Origin of the sequence: Sinomicrobium oceani (assembly GCF_900119185.1) — a bacterium.
GTDB lineage: Bacteria > Bacteroidota > Bacteroidia > Flavobacteriales > Flavobacteriaceae > Sinomicrobium > Sinomicrobium oceani.
This window is the reverse complement of the sequence record NZ_FPJE01000004.1, coordinates 151,703-168,048: the sequence shown is the minus strand read 5'-3', so window position 1 is coordinate 168,048 and position 16,346 is coordinate 151,703. Positions and strand designations below refer to the sequence as shown.

General features: G+C 46.4%; 12 protein-coding genes and 1 pseudogene. 6 read left to right on the top strand and 7 right to left on the bottom strand.

Annotated elements, in window-relative coordinates:
• Positions 1–22: 22 nt before the first annotated feature.
• Positions 23–4,412, bottom strand: a pseudogene (locus tag BT112_RS05110) (CusA/CzcA family heavy metal efflux RND transporter).
• A gap of 71 nt (positions 4,413–4,483) precedes the next feature.
• On the bottom strand, positions 4,484–4,906 hold the full coding sequence (locus tag BT112_RS21575) for a DUF6660 family protein (protein WP_139276007.1): 423 nt from the start codon (positions 4,904–4,906) through the stop codon (positions 4,484–4,486).
• Positions 4,907–5,178: 272 nt separating this feature from the next.
• Here BT112_RS21575 and BT112_RS05095 point away from each other — a divergent pair, with 272 nt between their 5' ends.
• Positions 5,179–6,336: a homogentisate 1,2-dioxygenase gene (locus BT112_RS05095; RefSeq protein WP_072316298.1), complete on the top strand. Its 1,158-nt coding sequence runs from the start codon at positions 5,179–5,181 to the stop codon at positions 6,334–6,336.
• 73 nt (positions 6,337–6,409) lie between these two features.
• The gene (gene hppD / locus BT112_RS05090) at positions 6,410–7,549 is read left to right on the top strand and encodes a 4-hydroxyphenylpyruvate dioxygenase (protein WP_072316297.1); all 1,140 of its coding nucleotides are present in this window, start codon (positions 6,410–6,412) and stop codon (positions 7,547–7,549) included.
• Between the two features lie 111 nt (positions 7,550–7,660).
• On the opposite strand, the gene BT112_RS05085 is transcribed toward hppD, so the two are convergent.
• The 3 genes from BT112_RS05085 to BT112_RS05075 form a co-directional block, all read right to left on the bottom strand.
• Positions 7,661–7,939 carry a F0F1 ATP synthase subunit delta/epsilon gene (locus BT112_RS05085; protein WP_072316296.1) on the bottom strand — a complete coding sequence of 93 codons (279 nt, stop codon included), beginning with the start codon at positions 7,937–7,939 and terminating at the stop codon, positions 7,661–7,663.
• Positions 7,940–8,005: 66 nt separating this feature from the next.
• A complete protein-coding gene (gene atpD / locus BT112_RS05080; protein WP_072316295.1) occupies positions 8,006–9,514 on the bottom strand; it encodes a F0F1 ATP synthase subunit beta in 1,509 nt (502 codons plus the stop codon).
• 208 nt (positions 9,515–9,722) lie between these two features.
• Positions 9,723–10,181 (bottom strand): lipocalin family protein, encoded by a 459-nt coding sequence (locus BT112_RS05075; RefSeq protein ID WP_139276005.1) that lies wholly within the window; start codon positions 10,179–10,181, stop codon positions 9,723–9,725.
• 216 nt (positions 10,182–10,397) lie between these two features.
• On the opposite strand from BT112_RS05075, the gene BT112_RS05070 reads away from it, so the two are divergent.
• From BT112_RS05070 to BT112_RS05055, 4 genes are all read left to right on the top strand, one after another.
• Positions 10,398–10,817 carry an OsmC family protein gene (locus BT112_RS05070; protein WP_072316293.1) on the top strand — a complete coding sequence of 140 codons (420 nt, stop codon included), beginning with the start codon at positions 10,398–10,400 and terminating at the stop codon, positions 10,815–10,817.
• Positions 10,818–10,832: 15 nt separating this feature from the next.
• The gene (locus BT112_RS05065; RefSeq protein ID WP_072316292.1) at positions 10,833–12,752 is read left to right on the top strand and encodes a peptide-N-glycosidase F-related protein; all 1,920 of its coding nucleotides are present in this window, start codon (positions 10,833–10,835) and stop codon (positions 12,750–12,752) included.
• A 5-nt stretch (positions 12,753–12,757) separates the two neighbouring features.
• The gene (recJ, locus tag BT112_RS05060; RefSeq protein ID WP_072316291.1) at positions 12,758–14,449 is read left to right on the top strand and encodes a single-stranded-DNA-specific exonuclease RecJ; all 1,692 of its coding nucleotides are present in this window, start codon (positions 12,758–12,760) and stop codon (positions 14,447–14,449) included.
• 125 nt (positions 14,450–14,574) lie between these two features.
• Complete coding sequence (locus tag BT112_RS05055; protein ID WP_072316290.1) at positions 14,575–14,931, top strand: hypothetical protein; 357 nt, start codon at positions 14,575–14,577, stop codon at positions 14,929–14,931.
• Between the two features lie 26 nt (positions 14,932–14,957).
• Here BT112_RS05055 and BT112_RS05050 read toward each other — a convergent pair whose 3' ends face one another.
• Positions 14,958–15,713, bottom strand: coding sequence for a UDP-2,3-diacylglucosamine diphosphatase (locus BT112_RS05050; protein ID WP_072316366.1), 756 nt, complete (start codon positions 15,711–15,713; stop codon positions 14,958–14,960).
• A gap of 50 nt (positions 15,714–15,763) precedes the next feature.
• Entirely contained in the window at positions 15,764–16,222 is a 459-nt protein-coding gene (locus tag BT112_RS05045; RefSeq protein ID WP_072316289.1) for a 6-pyruvoyl trahydropterin synthase family protein, read from the bottom strand.
• Positions 16,223–16,346: the final 124 nt, after the last annotated feature.

The following is a 16,346-nucleotide window of genomic DNA, read 5'->3' as shown; positions in this document are numbered from 1 at the left end:
TTTTATGGGACAACGTCCCTATTTACAGGTTATCAATTAGAGTTTCGGGAGCAGTGAGATACCTGAGACGGATTACTGTTGCATTGTATTCACGCAGACGGTCCAGGTACTCACGCTGTACTTCCTTTGCATTGTTCAGGTTCTGTATAAAAGAGACATAATCTATTTCTCCTTCCCGGTAACTCAGATTGGCAGCCGCAATCTGTTCCATGGCAAGAGGAAGTAGCTGGTTGCGATAGAGTTTTACCGTAGCGCTTAACCTGTCATAATCGTTCTGTGTGGCACGCATCTCTGTTTTAAGGTCGTTCTCCTGCTGTAGCGACCGTTCTTTTGCCATGGCTACACCAATTTTTGCCGCTTTGGTTTTCGCTCCCTGGTTCCAGAAGAACAACGGCACCGACAGGCCCAGGTTCCAGGAATAGAACCCGCTTTGCCCGGCTACTTCCTGCCATCCGTACGAGGCATTCAGTTTGGGTAAAAAGGCTGCCTTCTCCATTCGCCACAGCGACTCAGAAGTCCGGGTTTCCAACCGTGCAAGCCGCATCAAAGGATGGTCTTCCGGCTGTCGTTTCCATGCACCTTCTCCGGCAAATAATCCGGAAACCGGTTCAACATCAAAAGGAAATTCTTCAAGTATCCATCGATTCAGGACATTCAGTGCTTTCCTGTAATTGTTCTCCGCTTCTATTTTCTGTGCAACAACAGCTCCGTATTGCCCTTCGGCCGCAAGAAGCTCCAGCCTGGTCGTCGCTTCGGTCTCATATCTCAACTTTGCAGCGCGTAGAAAATCGCCGTATATACTGTCCATTTGCAGGGCCAGTTTCCGTTGTTCCCGGGCATTGACCGCGTCGTAATACGCCTGGTACACTGCTAATGCAGTTTGAAGCTTTGTGACCTCAAGCCGCTCCTTTTCGGCAGCAATACGCGATGTATTCAGAGATGATTTTGCAATAGTCCCGAAAATGTCGATGTTGTTCTGACTGAGAGTCAGGGTATTCCTGATCCTGTCCGGCCCGCCATATTCTTCTCCCCCCGTACCGATACTGGTTTGCCCGGCATCGAAGGCCGTTCCCCGAAGCATTTCCTTCTCCGTAACAGACAATGCCGCGCGCTTTACCTCCGGGTATTTTTCGAGAGCTACGGACACCGCTTCCCGTAGCGAAACAACCCGGGGAGCTTGCTGAGCAGTACTCCTCCCGGGAATGAACAATACGGCCAGCAAGACCAATACCGGAAGCACTGTTCTGGCAGGTATGCGATTTCCCTGTTTCCCGGATCTCCTGTTTTCCACCATGGCATACATAACGGGAATGACGATAAGTGTAAGCAGTGTAGCTGTTGCCAGACCACCGATAACTACGGTAGCCAGCGGTCGCTGTACTTCAGCTCCGGCAGAAGCAGACAGGGCCATCGGAAAAAAGCCGAGAACATCAGTAAGTGCCGTCAGGATAATGGGGCGCAACCGCTCTTTTGTCCCGGTGATAATACGTGTTCTTACACTCGTCACCCCCTCTTCCTTGAGACTGTTAAACCTGCTTATCAATACCAGGCCGTTGAGCACCGCCACCCCGAAGAGTACGATAAACCCCACCCCGGCAGATATACTGAATGGCATATCTCTTATCCACAAGGCAAAGATCCCGCCTATAGCCGACAAAGGCACGGCCATATAGATCATTACCGTTTGTGAAAATGATTTCAGCGCAAAGTACAGTAGAACAAATATCAGTGCCAGGGCTATCGGTACAACAATACCAAGCCTCTCCTTGGCTCTTTGCAGGTTTTCGAAAGCCCCACCGTATTGCATATAATATCCGGGGGGAAGCTTGAGGTCTGTTTCCAACCGGTCACGGATCTCCCCGACCAGCGACTGTATATCTCTTCCCCTTACGTTAACCCCTACGGATACCCTCCGTGACGTGTTGTCCCGGCTTATCTGCATAGGCCCTGCCTTAAAATCAATGTCAGCCACTTCCGATATCGGTATTTGTCCACCGTTCGGAAGATCAACATAGAGGTTGCGAAGGTTTCCGATATCCTGCCGAAACCCTTCATCAAAGCGGAGTACCAGATCAAAACGTTTTTCCCCCTCAAACACCACACCGGCGGTACGCCCGGCAAATGCAGTGCTGATATAGGTATTCAGTTTTTCAATCGTAAGACCGTATTTGGACATTTTATGCCGGTCATAAGCAACAGTCATCTGGGGAAGTCCGGAAGTCGCTTCCGGGCGTACATCACCCACCCCGTCAATCTTACGGATAATCGCGGCCATCTGCTCTGCCTTCTCCGCGAGTATATCCAGGTCTTCTCCGTAAAGCTTAATAGCTATATCCTCTCTAACTCCGGTGAGAAGCTCATTAAAGCGCAATTCCACAGGCTGGGTAAACACCGTATTTATACCGGGAATTACCTCGGTAGCTTCTTTGATTTTAGCGATAAGCTCCTCCTTGGTTGCGGCTGTTTTCCATCCGGATTTATCTTTTTCCAGTGTTATGATACAGTCCGCTATGTCCATCGGCATCGGATCGGTAGGAATATCCGCAACCCCGATTCGGGAAACCATGGTCTTTACTTCCGGAAAGGATGTCACGATCTTCTCTACTTTGGTCGTCGTTGCTATACTTTCGGACAGAGAGCTTCCCGGGCGGAGCAATACCTGCATGGCAAGATCCCCCTCATCGAGCTTGGGCAGGAACTCGCCCCCCATCTTACTGAAAATATACAGGGACACCCCGAGGAGTCCTATGGAGAAAACAATGACCACTCTACCCGATTTCAGGGCTTTTATCAGTACCGGCTTGTATATATTCTGACAAAAGTTTATCACGGTATCGCCAATATGCCGCAGCTTACTTTCGAACCTGGAAAATCCGGAATCTTTTCCCGATGGTCTCAGGCACAGGGCAGACATGGCAGGAACATAGGTCAGGCATAATACAATAGCCCCGATCATAGCAAAACCGAAAGTATAAGCCATGGGCTGGAACATCTTGCCTTCGACCCCGGTGAGGAAAAGTATGGGAGCAAATACAATGAGTATGATCAACTGCCCGAAAAAGGCCGAATTCATCATCTGGCTCCCGGAATCATAGGCTATTTCATCCATTTCTTTCCCCGAAACCGATGCTGTAGAACGCTTCATGCGTCTATCTATAAAATGTACAGCACCTTCCACAATAATAACAGCCCCGTCTACGATGATCCCGAAGTCTATAGCTCCCAGAGACATCAGGTTGGCCCATACCCCGAAGATCTTCATGAGGATCAGAGCTACGAAAAGCGATAACGGAATAACGGAAGCCACGATCAATCCGCCCCGGAAACTCCCCAGCAGTAAAACCAGGACAAAAATGACAATAAGCGCTCCTTCGACAAGGTTTCGGGTTACGGTATCCGTAGTACGTTTTATGAGTTCGCTACGGTCCGTAAAGGGCTCGATATGCAGCCCCTCAGGAAGTGATTTTTCTATTTCCTTTACCCGATCCTTTATCCGTTTTATAACCTTGTTGGAGTTTTCTCCTTTGAGCAGCAATACCATTCCCCCCACAGCTTCTCCTTCGCCATCCCTGGTTACGGCACCGTACCGGATCTGATTTCCGAAACGGACTTCTTCAGCTACGGCACTAATAAGCAAGGGTTGTCCCTCTACCGTTTTTATCACAATATTCCGAATATCATCGAGCGAGGTGATGAGCCCTTCCGCGGATAAAGTTGGCCATATGACTTTTTTCTATGTAAGCTCCTCCGGTATTGGCATTGTTCTGCTGCAGAGCTTCGTAGACTTCATGTATGGACACTCCCGCACTATTCAGACGGGCAGGATTAAGAGCTACTTCATATTGTTTGATATGTCCTCCGAAAGAATTTACTTCAACCACACCGGGCAGCAAGGCCATCTGCCTTTTTACAATCCAGTCCTGTACCGAGCGGAGGTCTGCCGGAGAATATTGCTCTTCATATCCTGCTTCGGGTAGAATCGTATATTGGTATATCTCTCCGAGACCTGTGGTAATCGGCCCCATAACCGGTTCTCCGAACCCACGGGGTATTTCTTCACGAATACCCGAGAGCTTTTCACTGACCAGCTGCCTGGGCAGGTAAGTTCCCATACGGTCTTCAAACACAACGGTAACTACCGAAAGCCCAAAGCGAGATACCGAACGTATCTCTTCTACACCGGGTAGGTTAGACACGGCAAGTTCTACCGTGTATGTTACAAATTGTTCTATATCTTCAGTGCCCAGGTTGGGAGATACCGTAATAATCTGAACCTGGTTGTTGGTAATATCGGGGACGGAATCCAGGTTGATGGTTTTCACAGCATACCACCCGCCACCAATAATGGCTGTAACCATCAGGAACACGACAATCTTGTTCTTAACGGAAAAGCCGATGATCTTATCAATCATACGGATACAATTAAGTTTAACATTAATAATTTACAGGCCCTTTTCGGAGGGCCACGGTTTACATAAAAATGTTAAACGAACTGCGGTGGTTGTAAAACAGTATGGTTATACCCCCGTAAAAAGGAATGGGGTAAAGGAAAGTTATCCAGGTAGTATTCTGAGATTTCAGGAGTAAAATAAACCGGGAGGTCTTCGATGGAGACAATGATTCCGCAACAGGCACAGGTACATAACGGCGTGCATCCGGTATGATGCCCGTCTCCGCTTTCCATATCGTAATGTACTTCCGAGAGGGTGAGATCATGCGGATCGGGAACTAAGGTATCCCCACATGGTGTCACAGCCAGAGCCAGCACATACAGACTTAATAATATGGTCCATGCCTTTCGCAAAGAAATCCTGTTTTTGTTCTTCGCAAAGTTATGCTTTTTAAGTGTTCGGAACCATAAAGACCTCTTAAAGTTTATGCCCCTGAACTCTTTTTCACTATTCATTACGGATTGCACGGTTCTAAAACAATTAAAAGAAAAACTTGACAAAGCCATATCAACACCACAACAGAATAACTATTATTTAAAAAGAAGCATCAAGTAATGAATATATTATAATTTTAAACTCCATAAATATTTTCCGATATTTGTAAAACGATGAAACCTATTTGGCAAGGATTATTATCATATCTTCAATACCTCATCAAACGTAGTCCGGAATGAGGCAGGCTGGTTTTTGTATTCTTTAAAAAAAGTAAAACCAAAAAAAGCATACCATGCCATTCTATCATAAACTGGGGAAAATCCCCCATAAAAGACATACCATCTTCCGTAAACCGGATGGTAGCCTGTATTACGAACAATTGTTCGGGACCATTGGTTTTGACGGGATGTCTTCGAATATGTATCACGAACACCGCCCTACACAGGTCAGGGAGATCAGGAAGACTACCGATGTATCACCGAAAATTGCCGTTGGCAACAACATAAAATCATACCGCTTTCACGGCTTCAAAATAAAGCCGGAGGACGATTATCTCCAAAGCAGGAAGACCGTACTCACCAACAGTGATTGCAGTATCATCCTGGCAGCTCCGAAAAATTCTACTGAAGAATACTTCTATAAGAATGCCGATGCGGATGAACTGATCTTTATCCACCGGGGCACCGGAAAGCTGCGAACCCATCTTGGAAATCTCGATTTCAAGTACGGAGATTATCTCATGGTTCCGAGAGGCACTATTTATAAAATGGATTTTGACTCCAAAGACAATCGTCTCTTTATCGTAGAATCGCACCGTCCGATCTACACCCCGAAAAAATACCGGAACTGGTTCGGGCAGCTCCTGGAGCACTCTCCTTACTGTGAGAGAGATATTCGCCAACCCCGGGAACTGGAGACCCATAACGAGAAAGGAGATTTTCTGATCCGTATCAAGAAAAAGAACGAACTTTTTGATGTGGTATATGCCACTCACCCTTTTGATGTAGTGGGGTATGACGGCTTCAATTATCCCTATGCGCTCTCCATACACGATTTCGAGCCTATTACAGGGCGTATTCATCAACCACCTCCCGTGCATGAAACTTTTGAAACCGATGCATTCGTGGTATGCAGTTTCGTACCAAGGCTCTATGATTATCATCCGGAAAGCATTCCTGCCCCGTACAACCATAGTAATATAGACAGCGATGAAGTATTGTACTATGTGGACGGAGATTTTATGAGCAGGAATGATATTGCAGCCGGACACATCTCGCTGCATCCTGCCGGCATACCGCATGGCCCGCATCCAGGGGCAGTGGAACGAAGTATCGGCAAGGAAAAGACAGACGAACTTGCCGTTATGGTAGATACTTTTAAACCCTTAATGCTTACGGAAGAAGCCATGGATATTGCGGATGATTCCTACCATAAATCATGGCTGGAATAATGTGATAATATGCCAATCAGGCAATAAGCTCATTATCACATTGACCAATTAACAAATTATCAAATTGAAAAAAATGAAAACTGACAATACATCCTTAAATCTTGAAAAAACAGTTCCCCAGGCCGAAGACTTTCTGCCGATACTCGGAACGGATTATGTAGAACTTTACGTAGGCAATGCCAAGCAGGCGGCCCATTATTACCAAGCTGCCTGGGGGTTCCGCCCTGTAGCCTATGCCGGGCTCGAAACAGGAATGAAAGACAGGGTCTCGTATGTACTTCAACAGGACAAAATACGGCTTGTACTGACTTCTCCTCTACAATCGGGCGGAGACATCAACAGACATATAAACGAGCACGGAGACGGCGTAAAAGTGGTTGCGCTCTGGGTAGACGATGCCACCAAAAGCTACAAAGAAACTACCGGTCGCGGAGCTGAAAGCTACTTAAAACCCAAAACCATCGAGGACGATTACGGGAAAGTCGTGCTTTCAGGCATACATACCTACGGCGAAACAGTGCATATTTTTGTGGAGCGTAAAGATTATACCGGTGCTTTCATGCCCGGGTTCAAAGCGTGGAATCCGCCGTATCAGCCGGGCAGTACAGGACTGAAATATATAGACCACATGGTAGGTAATGTAGGGTGGAACGAGATGAACAAATGGTGTGAATTTTATGCCAAGGTCATGGGATTTGCCCAGATGATCTCCTTTGACGACAAAGATATTTCCACCGAATATACGGCGCTGATGAGTAAAGTAATGAGCAACGGAAACGGCAGAATAAAATTCCCGATCAACGAACCTGCAGAGGGAAGAAAAAAATCACAGATCGAAGAATATATCGACTTTTACAATGGTGCCGGCGTTCAGCATATTGCCGTGGCTACCGATAATATCATAGAAACCGTAACTCAATTACGCGATCGTGGTGTGGAATTTCTGAACGTTCCGGAGACCTACTATGAGACCGTACTGGACAGAGTAGGAGAGATTGACGAAGACCTGGCACCACTTAAAGACCTCAACATCCTGATTGACCGGGACGATGAGGGTTATCTTTTACAGATTTTCACCAAACCCATTCTCGACAGGCCTACGATGTTTTTCGAGATCATTCAGAGAAAAGGGGCCCAATCTTTCGGTAAAGGAAACTTCAAAGCCCTGTTCGAAGCCATAGAACGGGAGCAGGAGCTCCGGGGAACCCTCTGAAACATTCGTCTTTTATATTCCGGGAAGCTTTTATAAGGCTTCCCAAATCCAAAAAACAAAAAAGCCATTCAGGGAATCCCGAATGGCTTTTTATCCTTTTACAGGTTGCAATTAATCCGCCAGGATAATTACCCTGTTATTTTTCATCTCAATAGTACCGGAGTTGATCGGTAATAATGTTTCATTCTTTTCTCCTTTGGAAAATCTGTCCTGAAACTCTTCTTTGATCTTTACGTCGCCATAGATCTTTACGTTCCCCTTCCCGAGAAGAGACACTATAGGCGCGTGATCTTTCAACATCTGGAACTCCCCGTCTACTCCGGGAACAGCAACCGAAGTTACTTCACCGCTAAACAAGGTCGCTTCAGGGGATACTATCTCTAAATACATATCTCTTTTTCTTTACGATTTTATGTTTTACGGTTACCTCTGTATAGAAACCGCAAGCAAAAAATTCTAAGCTTCGGCAAGCATTCTTTCTCCGGCTTCGATAGCTTCTTCGATAGTCCCTTTAAGGTTGAAGGCAGCTTCCGGAAGGTGATCGAGCTCACCATCCATAATCATGTTGAAACCTTTGATGGTATCCTTGATATCCACAAGTACCCCGGGAATACTGGTAAACTGCTCTGCAACGTGGAAAGGCTGGGAAAGGAATCGCTGTACCCTTCTGGCACGTGCCACGGCAAGTTTGTCCTCTTCGGAAAGCTCTTCCATACCGAGAATCGCAATGATATCCTGAAGTTCTTTATATCGTTGTAACAATTCTTTTACACGTTGTGCACAAGCGTAATGCTCTTTTCCGAGAATGTCCGGAGTAAGGATCCTTGAAGTGGAATCTAACGGATCTACTGCAGGATAAATCCCCAACTCGGCAATTTTACGGGAAAGTACGGTCGTTGCATCCAGGTGGGCAAAGGTCGTAGCCGGTGCCGGGTCGGTAAGGTCATCCGCAGGCACGTAAACCGCCTGTACAGAAGTAATAGACCCTTTTTTAGTGGATGTAATACGTTCCTGCATCGCTCCCATCTCGGTAGCCAGTGTGGGCTGATATCCTACTGCAGAAGGCATACGCCCGAGTAGCGCGGACACCTCCGAACCTGCCTGTGTAAAACGGAAAATATTATCTACGAAAAACAGTACGTCTTTTCCTTGCGCATCTCCCGCCCCGTCACGGAAATATTCCGCAATGGTAAGACCGGAAAGAGCAACTCTTGCACGTGCCCCGGGAGGTTCGTTCATTTGCCCGAATACGAAAGTTGCTTTGGATTCTTTCATGGAAGTCTTATCTACCTTGCTCAGATCCCATCCACCTGCTTCCATCGAATGCAGAAAATCATCTCCGTATTTTATAATTCCGGATTCCAGCATTTCACGAAGAAGGTCGTTCCCTTCACGGGTACGCTCTCCTACTCCTGCAAATACAGATAATCCTCCGTGCCCTTTGGCGATATTGTTGATAAGCTCCTGGATCAATACGGTTTTACCTACACCTGCACCTCCGAAAAGACCGATTTTACCTCCTTTGGCATAAGGTTCGATAAGATCGATAACCTTAATTCCGGTAAAGAGTACTTCGGTAGATGTAGAAAGATCCTCGAATTTAGGAGCCTCACGGTGAATAGGCAATCCCTGATCTCCGGCTTTAGGCAAGTTCCCCAAACCATCGATAGCATCACCGATTACATTAAAGAGACGACCGTAAACCGCATCTCCTATCGGCATTTGTATAGGGTTCCCTGTTGCAACCACTTCCGTTCCCCTGCTCAGACCGTCTGTAGAATCCATAGAGATGGTCCTTACGGTATCTTCACCTATGTGCGACTGAACCTCCAGAACGAGTTTGGAGCCGTCTTCCCTTGTAATTTCCAGGGAATCGTAAATTTTCGGGAGTTCGGAATCCGAAGTAAACGCAACGTCTACAACCGGACCAATGATTTGTGCAACTTTACCTGTAACTTTCGACATTACTTAAATCTTTAATGTATAGCTTGTTATATACTAAAACAATCTTGCTTCATTTGACATCAACCGGAAAGCTATTTCCGTTTTCCACAAGATATTTTTTTCGCGGTGCAAAGATATATTTTTTGTACAGATATAGAAACGGTTTACACATGTTTTTTTGTGAAATATTTAACTCCCGCAAAATTTTACCTTCCGCATTTACACCGTATTACATCTTATTGTACTCCGTAGTAGTCACTTCACGGTACAACGAGCCTCCCTGAGAACTCACTTCATCCGTAACCGTTGTCAATATCCGTTTGGAGATCGTATACTGCGCTCTTACCAACTCCTGATCGCTTCCTCCGCTGTTGTACAACAGTATGATCTCATCTCCGTCTATAGTGTATGTCCCGGTGTAAGAACCTTCATCCTCGCCTCCGTTCTCCCTGTAATAGTGCACAAAAGAACCATCTTCCCGGAAACGCATTTCCAGCACATTATTTTCGTCAAACGTACTTTTCGACTCACTTACTTTTTCTCCGTCCCTGTAACGGACAAAATGATAACTCCCGGCACTCCAGATCCCTTCTATTGCCTTTTCCGGAGACACGGAATCATCATCATTACTGCAAGACACGCAAATAACACTACTTACAGCCAAAACCAACAACAATATTTTTTTCATAACACAACTTTAATAATTTACAAAAATAGTTAAAAATCCGAATATCGTTTTGCCTGCGTCCTGTAGTATCAAATACCCGGGAACAGGCTATTCTCCGGGGATCAGACCTTTAGGACAATCCCCAAAACAGTACCAGAACGGACAGAATGGCAAAAAATTACTTTTTGCCGATTAAATCGTACTTTTGATGTCTTCAAACCGAAAAAAGCAAAGATTATGACAAATCACGTGACTACGAAATGGCTCGGCGACATGGCTTTCGAATCCACCAATCCGGCCGGAACCCTGAAAATAGACGCAAGCCCAGAAGATGGCGGAAAAGGAGAAGGACTTCGTCCAAAGGCATTGATGCTCTCGGCCGTTGCAGGATGTTCCGGACTTGATGTGGCTTCGCTGATCAAGAAAATGAAACTGGATGTCGATGATTTTGTTATTGAGATCGATGCCGAACTCACCGAAGAGCATCCCAAGTACTACCATGAAGTTACCGTAGAATATCACTTTCACGGCGCAGATCTGGATGAAAAAAAATTACAACGGGCCGTAGACCTGTCCGTAGAGAAATACTGTGGTGTCATGGAAATGTTCCGCCAGTTTGCCAAAATGAACATTAAAACCTTTTTCCACCACTCCTAAGGATTACAAACCCTGATGAAAAAGTTCCTTTTCCTCGTCCTGCTTTGTTCCGGACCCGGCAGTACATTAGTTGCCCAGAACATCCATCATGTTATATCGCATCGCGGAGAAACCGTAGTTACCGATCCTTCCACCGGAACGAATAACTACCCGCAATGGACCGTTTTTCCCGGGAAAGAAACAGACATACGCAACGTAATGCTCCACCTCACTTTCGAGTGTCCGGACGGCATGCGTTGTGCAGACTGGGACTACCTGGACCATGTGGTCGTACGGCAGGCCGGAGGAACCCAGGGAGATACGCTCCATTACGAAATTGCCAGGATGCTTACCCCTTATGGAGGGCGTTTTCACAACCAATGGAAATTTGACTGGAAAGTAGATGTTACCGACTTCAGCAGTATCCTCCGGGACAGCGTTCTTATCGATTATGTCCATACCGGTTATGAAGATAACAAGACCAGAGGCTGGAAAGTTACCGTTGATTTTGAGATCACCGAAGGTCCCCCGGTAGCCGAACCCTTAGGTATTCACAAAATATATGATGGTATTTATGAGTACGGCGATGCCCGAAATCCTATTGAAGAACAATTGAAACCCGTTACTCTCGAGGCGCCCCCAGAAGCATCATATGCCTTGTTGAAGCTTCACCATACCGGGCATGGTATGGACCGGAACGGTTGCGGAGAATTTTGCGAGAAATACCGGGATATCATCTGGAACGGAAACCTGCTGGACCGAAAAGACATCTGGATGAAATGTGGCGAAAATCCATTGTTCCCCCAGGCCGGAACCTGGATTTTTGACCGTGCCAACTGGTGCCCCGGCTACCTGTTGCAACCCGACGAATACCGGGTTCCGCTGCAACCCGAAGAGCCTTATACCATCGATGTGGATATGGAACCTTATGAAACAGAAGAGCCCGGCGCACAGGAACACATTACAGCCTATGTCATTGCCTACGGAAATATCCGGGCCGATCACGATGTAACGCTAACCGATATCCTCTCGCCTTCCAAAGAAACAACATACGGCAGACAAAACCCTAATGGCGGACTCCCTGTGATCCGGGTGAAAAATAACGGTAAAGAACCGTTGCGATCCATGAATGTCGACTATGCTGTGACCGGCGAAAAAACGAAAAAATTCAAATGGAAGGGAAATATTCCCTTCGGAGAAACCGCAGTTATTACTCTGCCGGAAGAAATTTTCAGCGCAAAAGACACTGCAGGTTTTACCGTAGAATTACACCGCCCCAACGGAAAAAAAGATGCTTTTAGTGCCGACAACAGAAAGCGCTCTACCTACATCAGGCCGGACATTCTGCCGGAACAGACCGTCCTCTATTTCAAAACTAACAAGGCTCCCGAACAAAACAGCTATCGCGTTAAAGACAGCTTCGGGAACATACGTTTTAAGAGGGACAGTACCGACCTGCAACCGGAAACCCTGTACCGGGACACCATAGCATTATCGGAAGGCAACTATATTTTCGAAGTAGATGACAGTAAGGGCAACGGCCTTGAGTTCTGGTACCACACCAAAGAAGGGCGGGGTGCCGTAAAAATCCTGGACACTTCCGGACAGGCTATCCGCCAGTTCGATCCCGACTTCGGAAGCAGCATACGCTATCATTTTGCCGTAAAAAACAACCTTCCTCACCGGGTAGACCCCAATCCGTCTGTTTCCGTTTTTCCGGCACGTACCGACGGCCCCGTGACACTCGATTATTTTGCCAACACTCCGGAAGACGTTAAGGTACTGATCACCGAACAGGAAGACGAGCAAAATATACTCGAAGAACATCACTATACCCAACTGGACAGGGGAAGTTTTACCTACGACCTTTCCTATCTGCCGAAAATGCGATGCTACATCAGGGTCATCGTAAAAGGTAAAGAAATTTTTAAAAACAGGATCCGATTAAAGGAATAACAACTATGCGCTGGACCATAAAACCGAAACCACAAGCGGAAAAAGTCAACAAGCTGGCCACAGCCCTGGGTACAGATCCTGTTATTGCATCGCTACTTATACAACGCAATATGGAAACTTTCGAGGACGTCCGGAATTTTTTCCGCCCTTCCCTCGATCACCTGCACGATCCTTTCCTGATGCGCGATATGGACAAAGCCGTGACGCGTATAGAGCAGGCCCTGGAGCAAGGTGAAAATATCCTCGTTTACGGGGATTACGATGTAGACGGTACTACCTCCGTTGCCCTGATGTCGTCTTATCTCATAAGCCGCTATCCGAATGTAGCCACATACATTCCGGATCGTTACGAAGAAGGTTATGGTGTATCGTTCCAGGGTATAGATTATGCGCATGACAATAACATGACGCTGATCATTGCTCTCGATTGTGGTATTAAAGCTATGGACAAGATCGATTATGCCCGGCAAAAAGGTATTGACTTTATTGTCTGTGACCACCACCGCCCCGGAGCAGCACTCCCGAAAGCTGTTGCCGTACTGGACCCTAAAAGAGAGGATTGTGAATATCCCTACAAAGAACTATGCGGCTGTGGAGTAGGCTTTAAACTGATACAGGCCCTGGCCTCCCGCAAAGGCCAGGACGTGAGAAGCCTCGCCCCCTATCTGGACCTGGTAGCTACGGCTATTGCCGCAGACATTGTGCCGATCACGGGAGAGAACAGGGTACTGGCGTACTACGGACTGAAACGGATCAACACCGCACCACGGCCAGGAATAAAAGCGCTGACCCAAAATATTCAGAAACAAAAGCTGAATATTACCGATGTCGTCTTTGTTATTGCCCCCAGGATCAATGCGGCCGGCCGGATGAAACACGGACTGCATGCCGTAAACCTGCTGACCGAAGCCGATATTGATGCTGCCACAGCTTTTGCCGGGGAAATCGAAGCATTTAACACCAACAGGAAGCTCCTGGACCAGCAAATCACGGAAGAGGCACTGGCCCAGATCGAAGAACGGTCCGAACAGGAGGCATATACCACCGTTGTATATGATGAACACTGGCATAAAGGAGTAATAGGCATCGTAGCTTCCCGGCTTACGGAAACATATTACCGGCCGACACTGGTCTTTACGAAAACGGGTAATAAACTGGCTGCATCGGCCCGGTCTGTCAAAGGCTTTGATGTCTATAACGCTCTCGAACGCTGTTCTGCATACATCGAGCAGTTCGGAGGGCATAAATATGCTGCAGGTCTCACATTGCTCCCCGAGCAGTATGACAACTTCAAAAAACAATTCGAATTGGTAGTAGCCGAAACCATCGACAAAAAACTACTGGTTCCCGAAATAGCAATAGACGCCGAACTGGACCTGAATGCCATCACTCCCAAATTCTATCGTATACTCAAACAATTCGCTCCTTTCGGACCGGGCAACATGACCCCGGTTTTCATGTCTTCTTCTCTCAGGGACAACGGCTTCGGAAAAGGTGTGGGGGAACAGGAAAAACACCTGAAAGTCTGCGTTACCCAAAATAACTCCCCGGCTTTCGGAGGCATCGGGTTTAATTTGGGACATAAAATACATCTCATCCTTGAGCGCAAGCCTTTCCAAGCCGTCTACTGTATCGAAGAGAATAACTGGAATGGCAATGTAAGCCTGCAATTAAGGCTCCAGGACATCAAAGAATGACCCCTATATTACAGGTATTAAGGCTTCATAAAATTATCACTGTATTCTCACGTTTTGTATTTTTATTTAGAATGAATAAAAATAATTGTATATTTGTTTCATTAAGGAATTAAAAGCCTGCCCTTATGAACGAAATATATTGCATTTACAGAAATGATATAGGTATCGCCTTTCAATGGAAAAAGGATATTGCAAAAAACAACTACGGAAAGCTACAGATTGTCTTTCGGGATATGGGTTTTTATCTTACTCCCGAGGAAGTAAACCACTTTTATAAATGTATACGGAGCGCCCGCGAATTCGAACGTTGCGCGGAATGCAGACAGCATAAAGACTACCGCTCCATACTACTCCGGACACCCGCGGAAAAGGTGGATCTTGCAGTAAATGTCCGGGAATTACAACAGATAGAAGATCTCATCGAAGGAACACTTTTTCAGATTAAACTCGACAATTACCTCAACCAGATCTGTGATAATTAGAGCGAAGAAAAAGCACGATCACTTTTTTATTCGTACTTGTGAAGCCGGAGCGTATCTCCGTCAAAAACCGCATACGTATAATACGTGATCCAGTCGCCCAGGTTGGTATAATACGCCTGCTCCCCAAGCGGAATCTCCAGGGGGAGGTGACGGTGTCCGAAAACGAAGTGGTCATAATGTTTCTGTTCCAGTTTTCGTTTGCAGTACTGTACGAGCCACTCGTTATCTTCACCCAAAAACTTCACATCCTCATCACCGGATATTACTTTGTTTTTCACGGAGAGATATTGTGCCAGCCTCACACCTATATCCGGGTGCAACCAGCGAAAAAACCATTTTGCCACCGGGTTGGTGAACACTTTTTTCATGCGCTTGTACCCCTTGTCCCCGGGCCCGAGACCATCACCGTGTCCTATAAGGAAAATCTTGTTATGAAGCACAAACTGCTGCGGCTTATGAAAGACGGGGATATGCAGTTCTTTTTCGAAATAACCGTTCATCCAGAGGTCGTGGTTCCCTACAAAATAATACACTGGGATACCGCTGTCGGTAATTTCGGCCAGCTTCCCCAACGTACGTGTAAAACCTTTGGGCACCACCGTATCGTATTCGAACCAGAAGTCGAAAAGATCCCCGAGCAAAAAAATCGCAGCGGCGTCTTTCTTTACCGTATCGAGCCACGCTACAAATTTCCGCTCTCTCGGAAAGCTTTTCTCCGCCGTGGGTGCTCCGAGGTGATTGTCAGATGCAAAGTATATTTTTTTTCCGTCAGGGATGTGGATATTCGTCGTCTCCAAATTCAAGATTCTATATTACTTTTCCGTAAACAACTTCAGGAAACAGGATTGTCTTCTGCATACCACTCGGCATACGATGTTTCCGTTTCGTGGAGTTTCAGGGAGTGCAGCACCACATTTTCGGGAAGCCTGGGTTTTATCTTTGCTGCAAAATCGATAACCATGTTTTCGCTCGTAGGCTGATAATCGACCAGCAGGACATTATGCCCGTGCCGTTTCAAATCTCCGGCCAGTTCGGCATGAGGCGTATTTTTATTGAAAACGGTAGCGTGATCAAATTTATCTACGATTTCCTCCCGGACGATCTTCTTGAGGTCGCCGAAATCTATAACCATACCATACTTTACATTCGACCGGTCTGTTATCGGCTTGCCTATCACCGTAACCGCGAGCTTATAACTATGCCCGTGTACATTCTTACATTTTCCGTCATATCCGTAAAGCGCATGCCCGGTCTCAAAACCAAACATCTTGGTGAGGCGAATATTACTCATAAGTACTCCGTATGTTTGTTGCTTTTATGTGGCAAAGATAACCAATTCGGGAATGGTGGTCTCTTCGCACGGGAATAATTGTTAATTGTCCCCGTGAAAACGAAGTTTTTAGAACGATGTAATC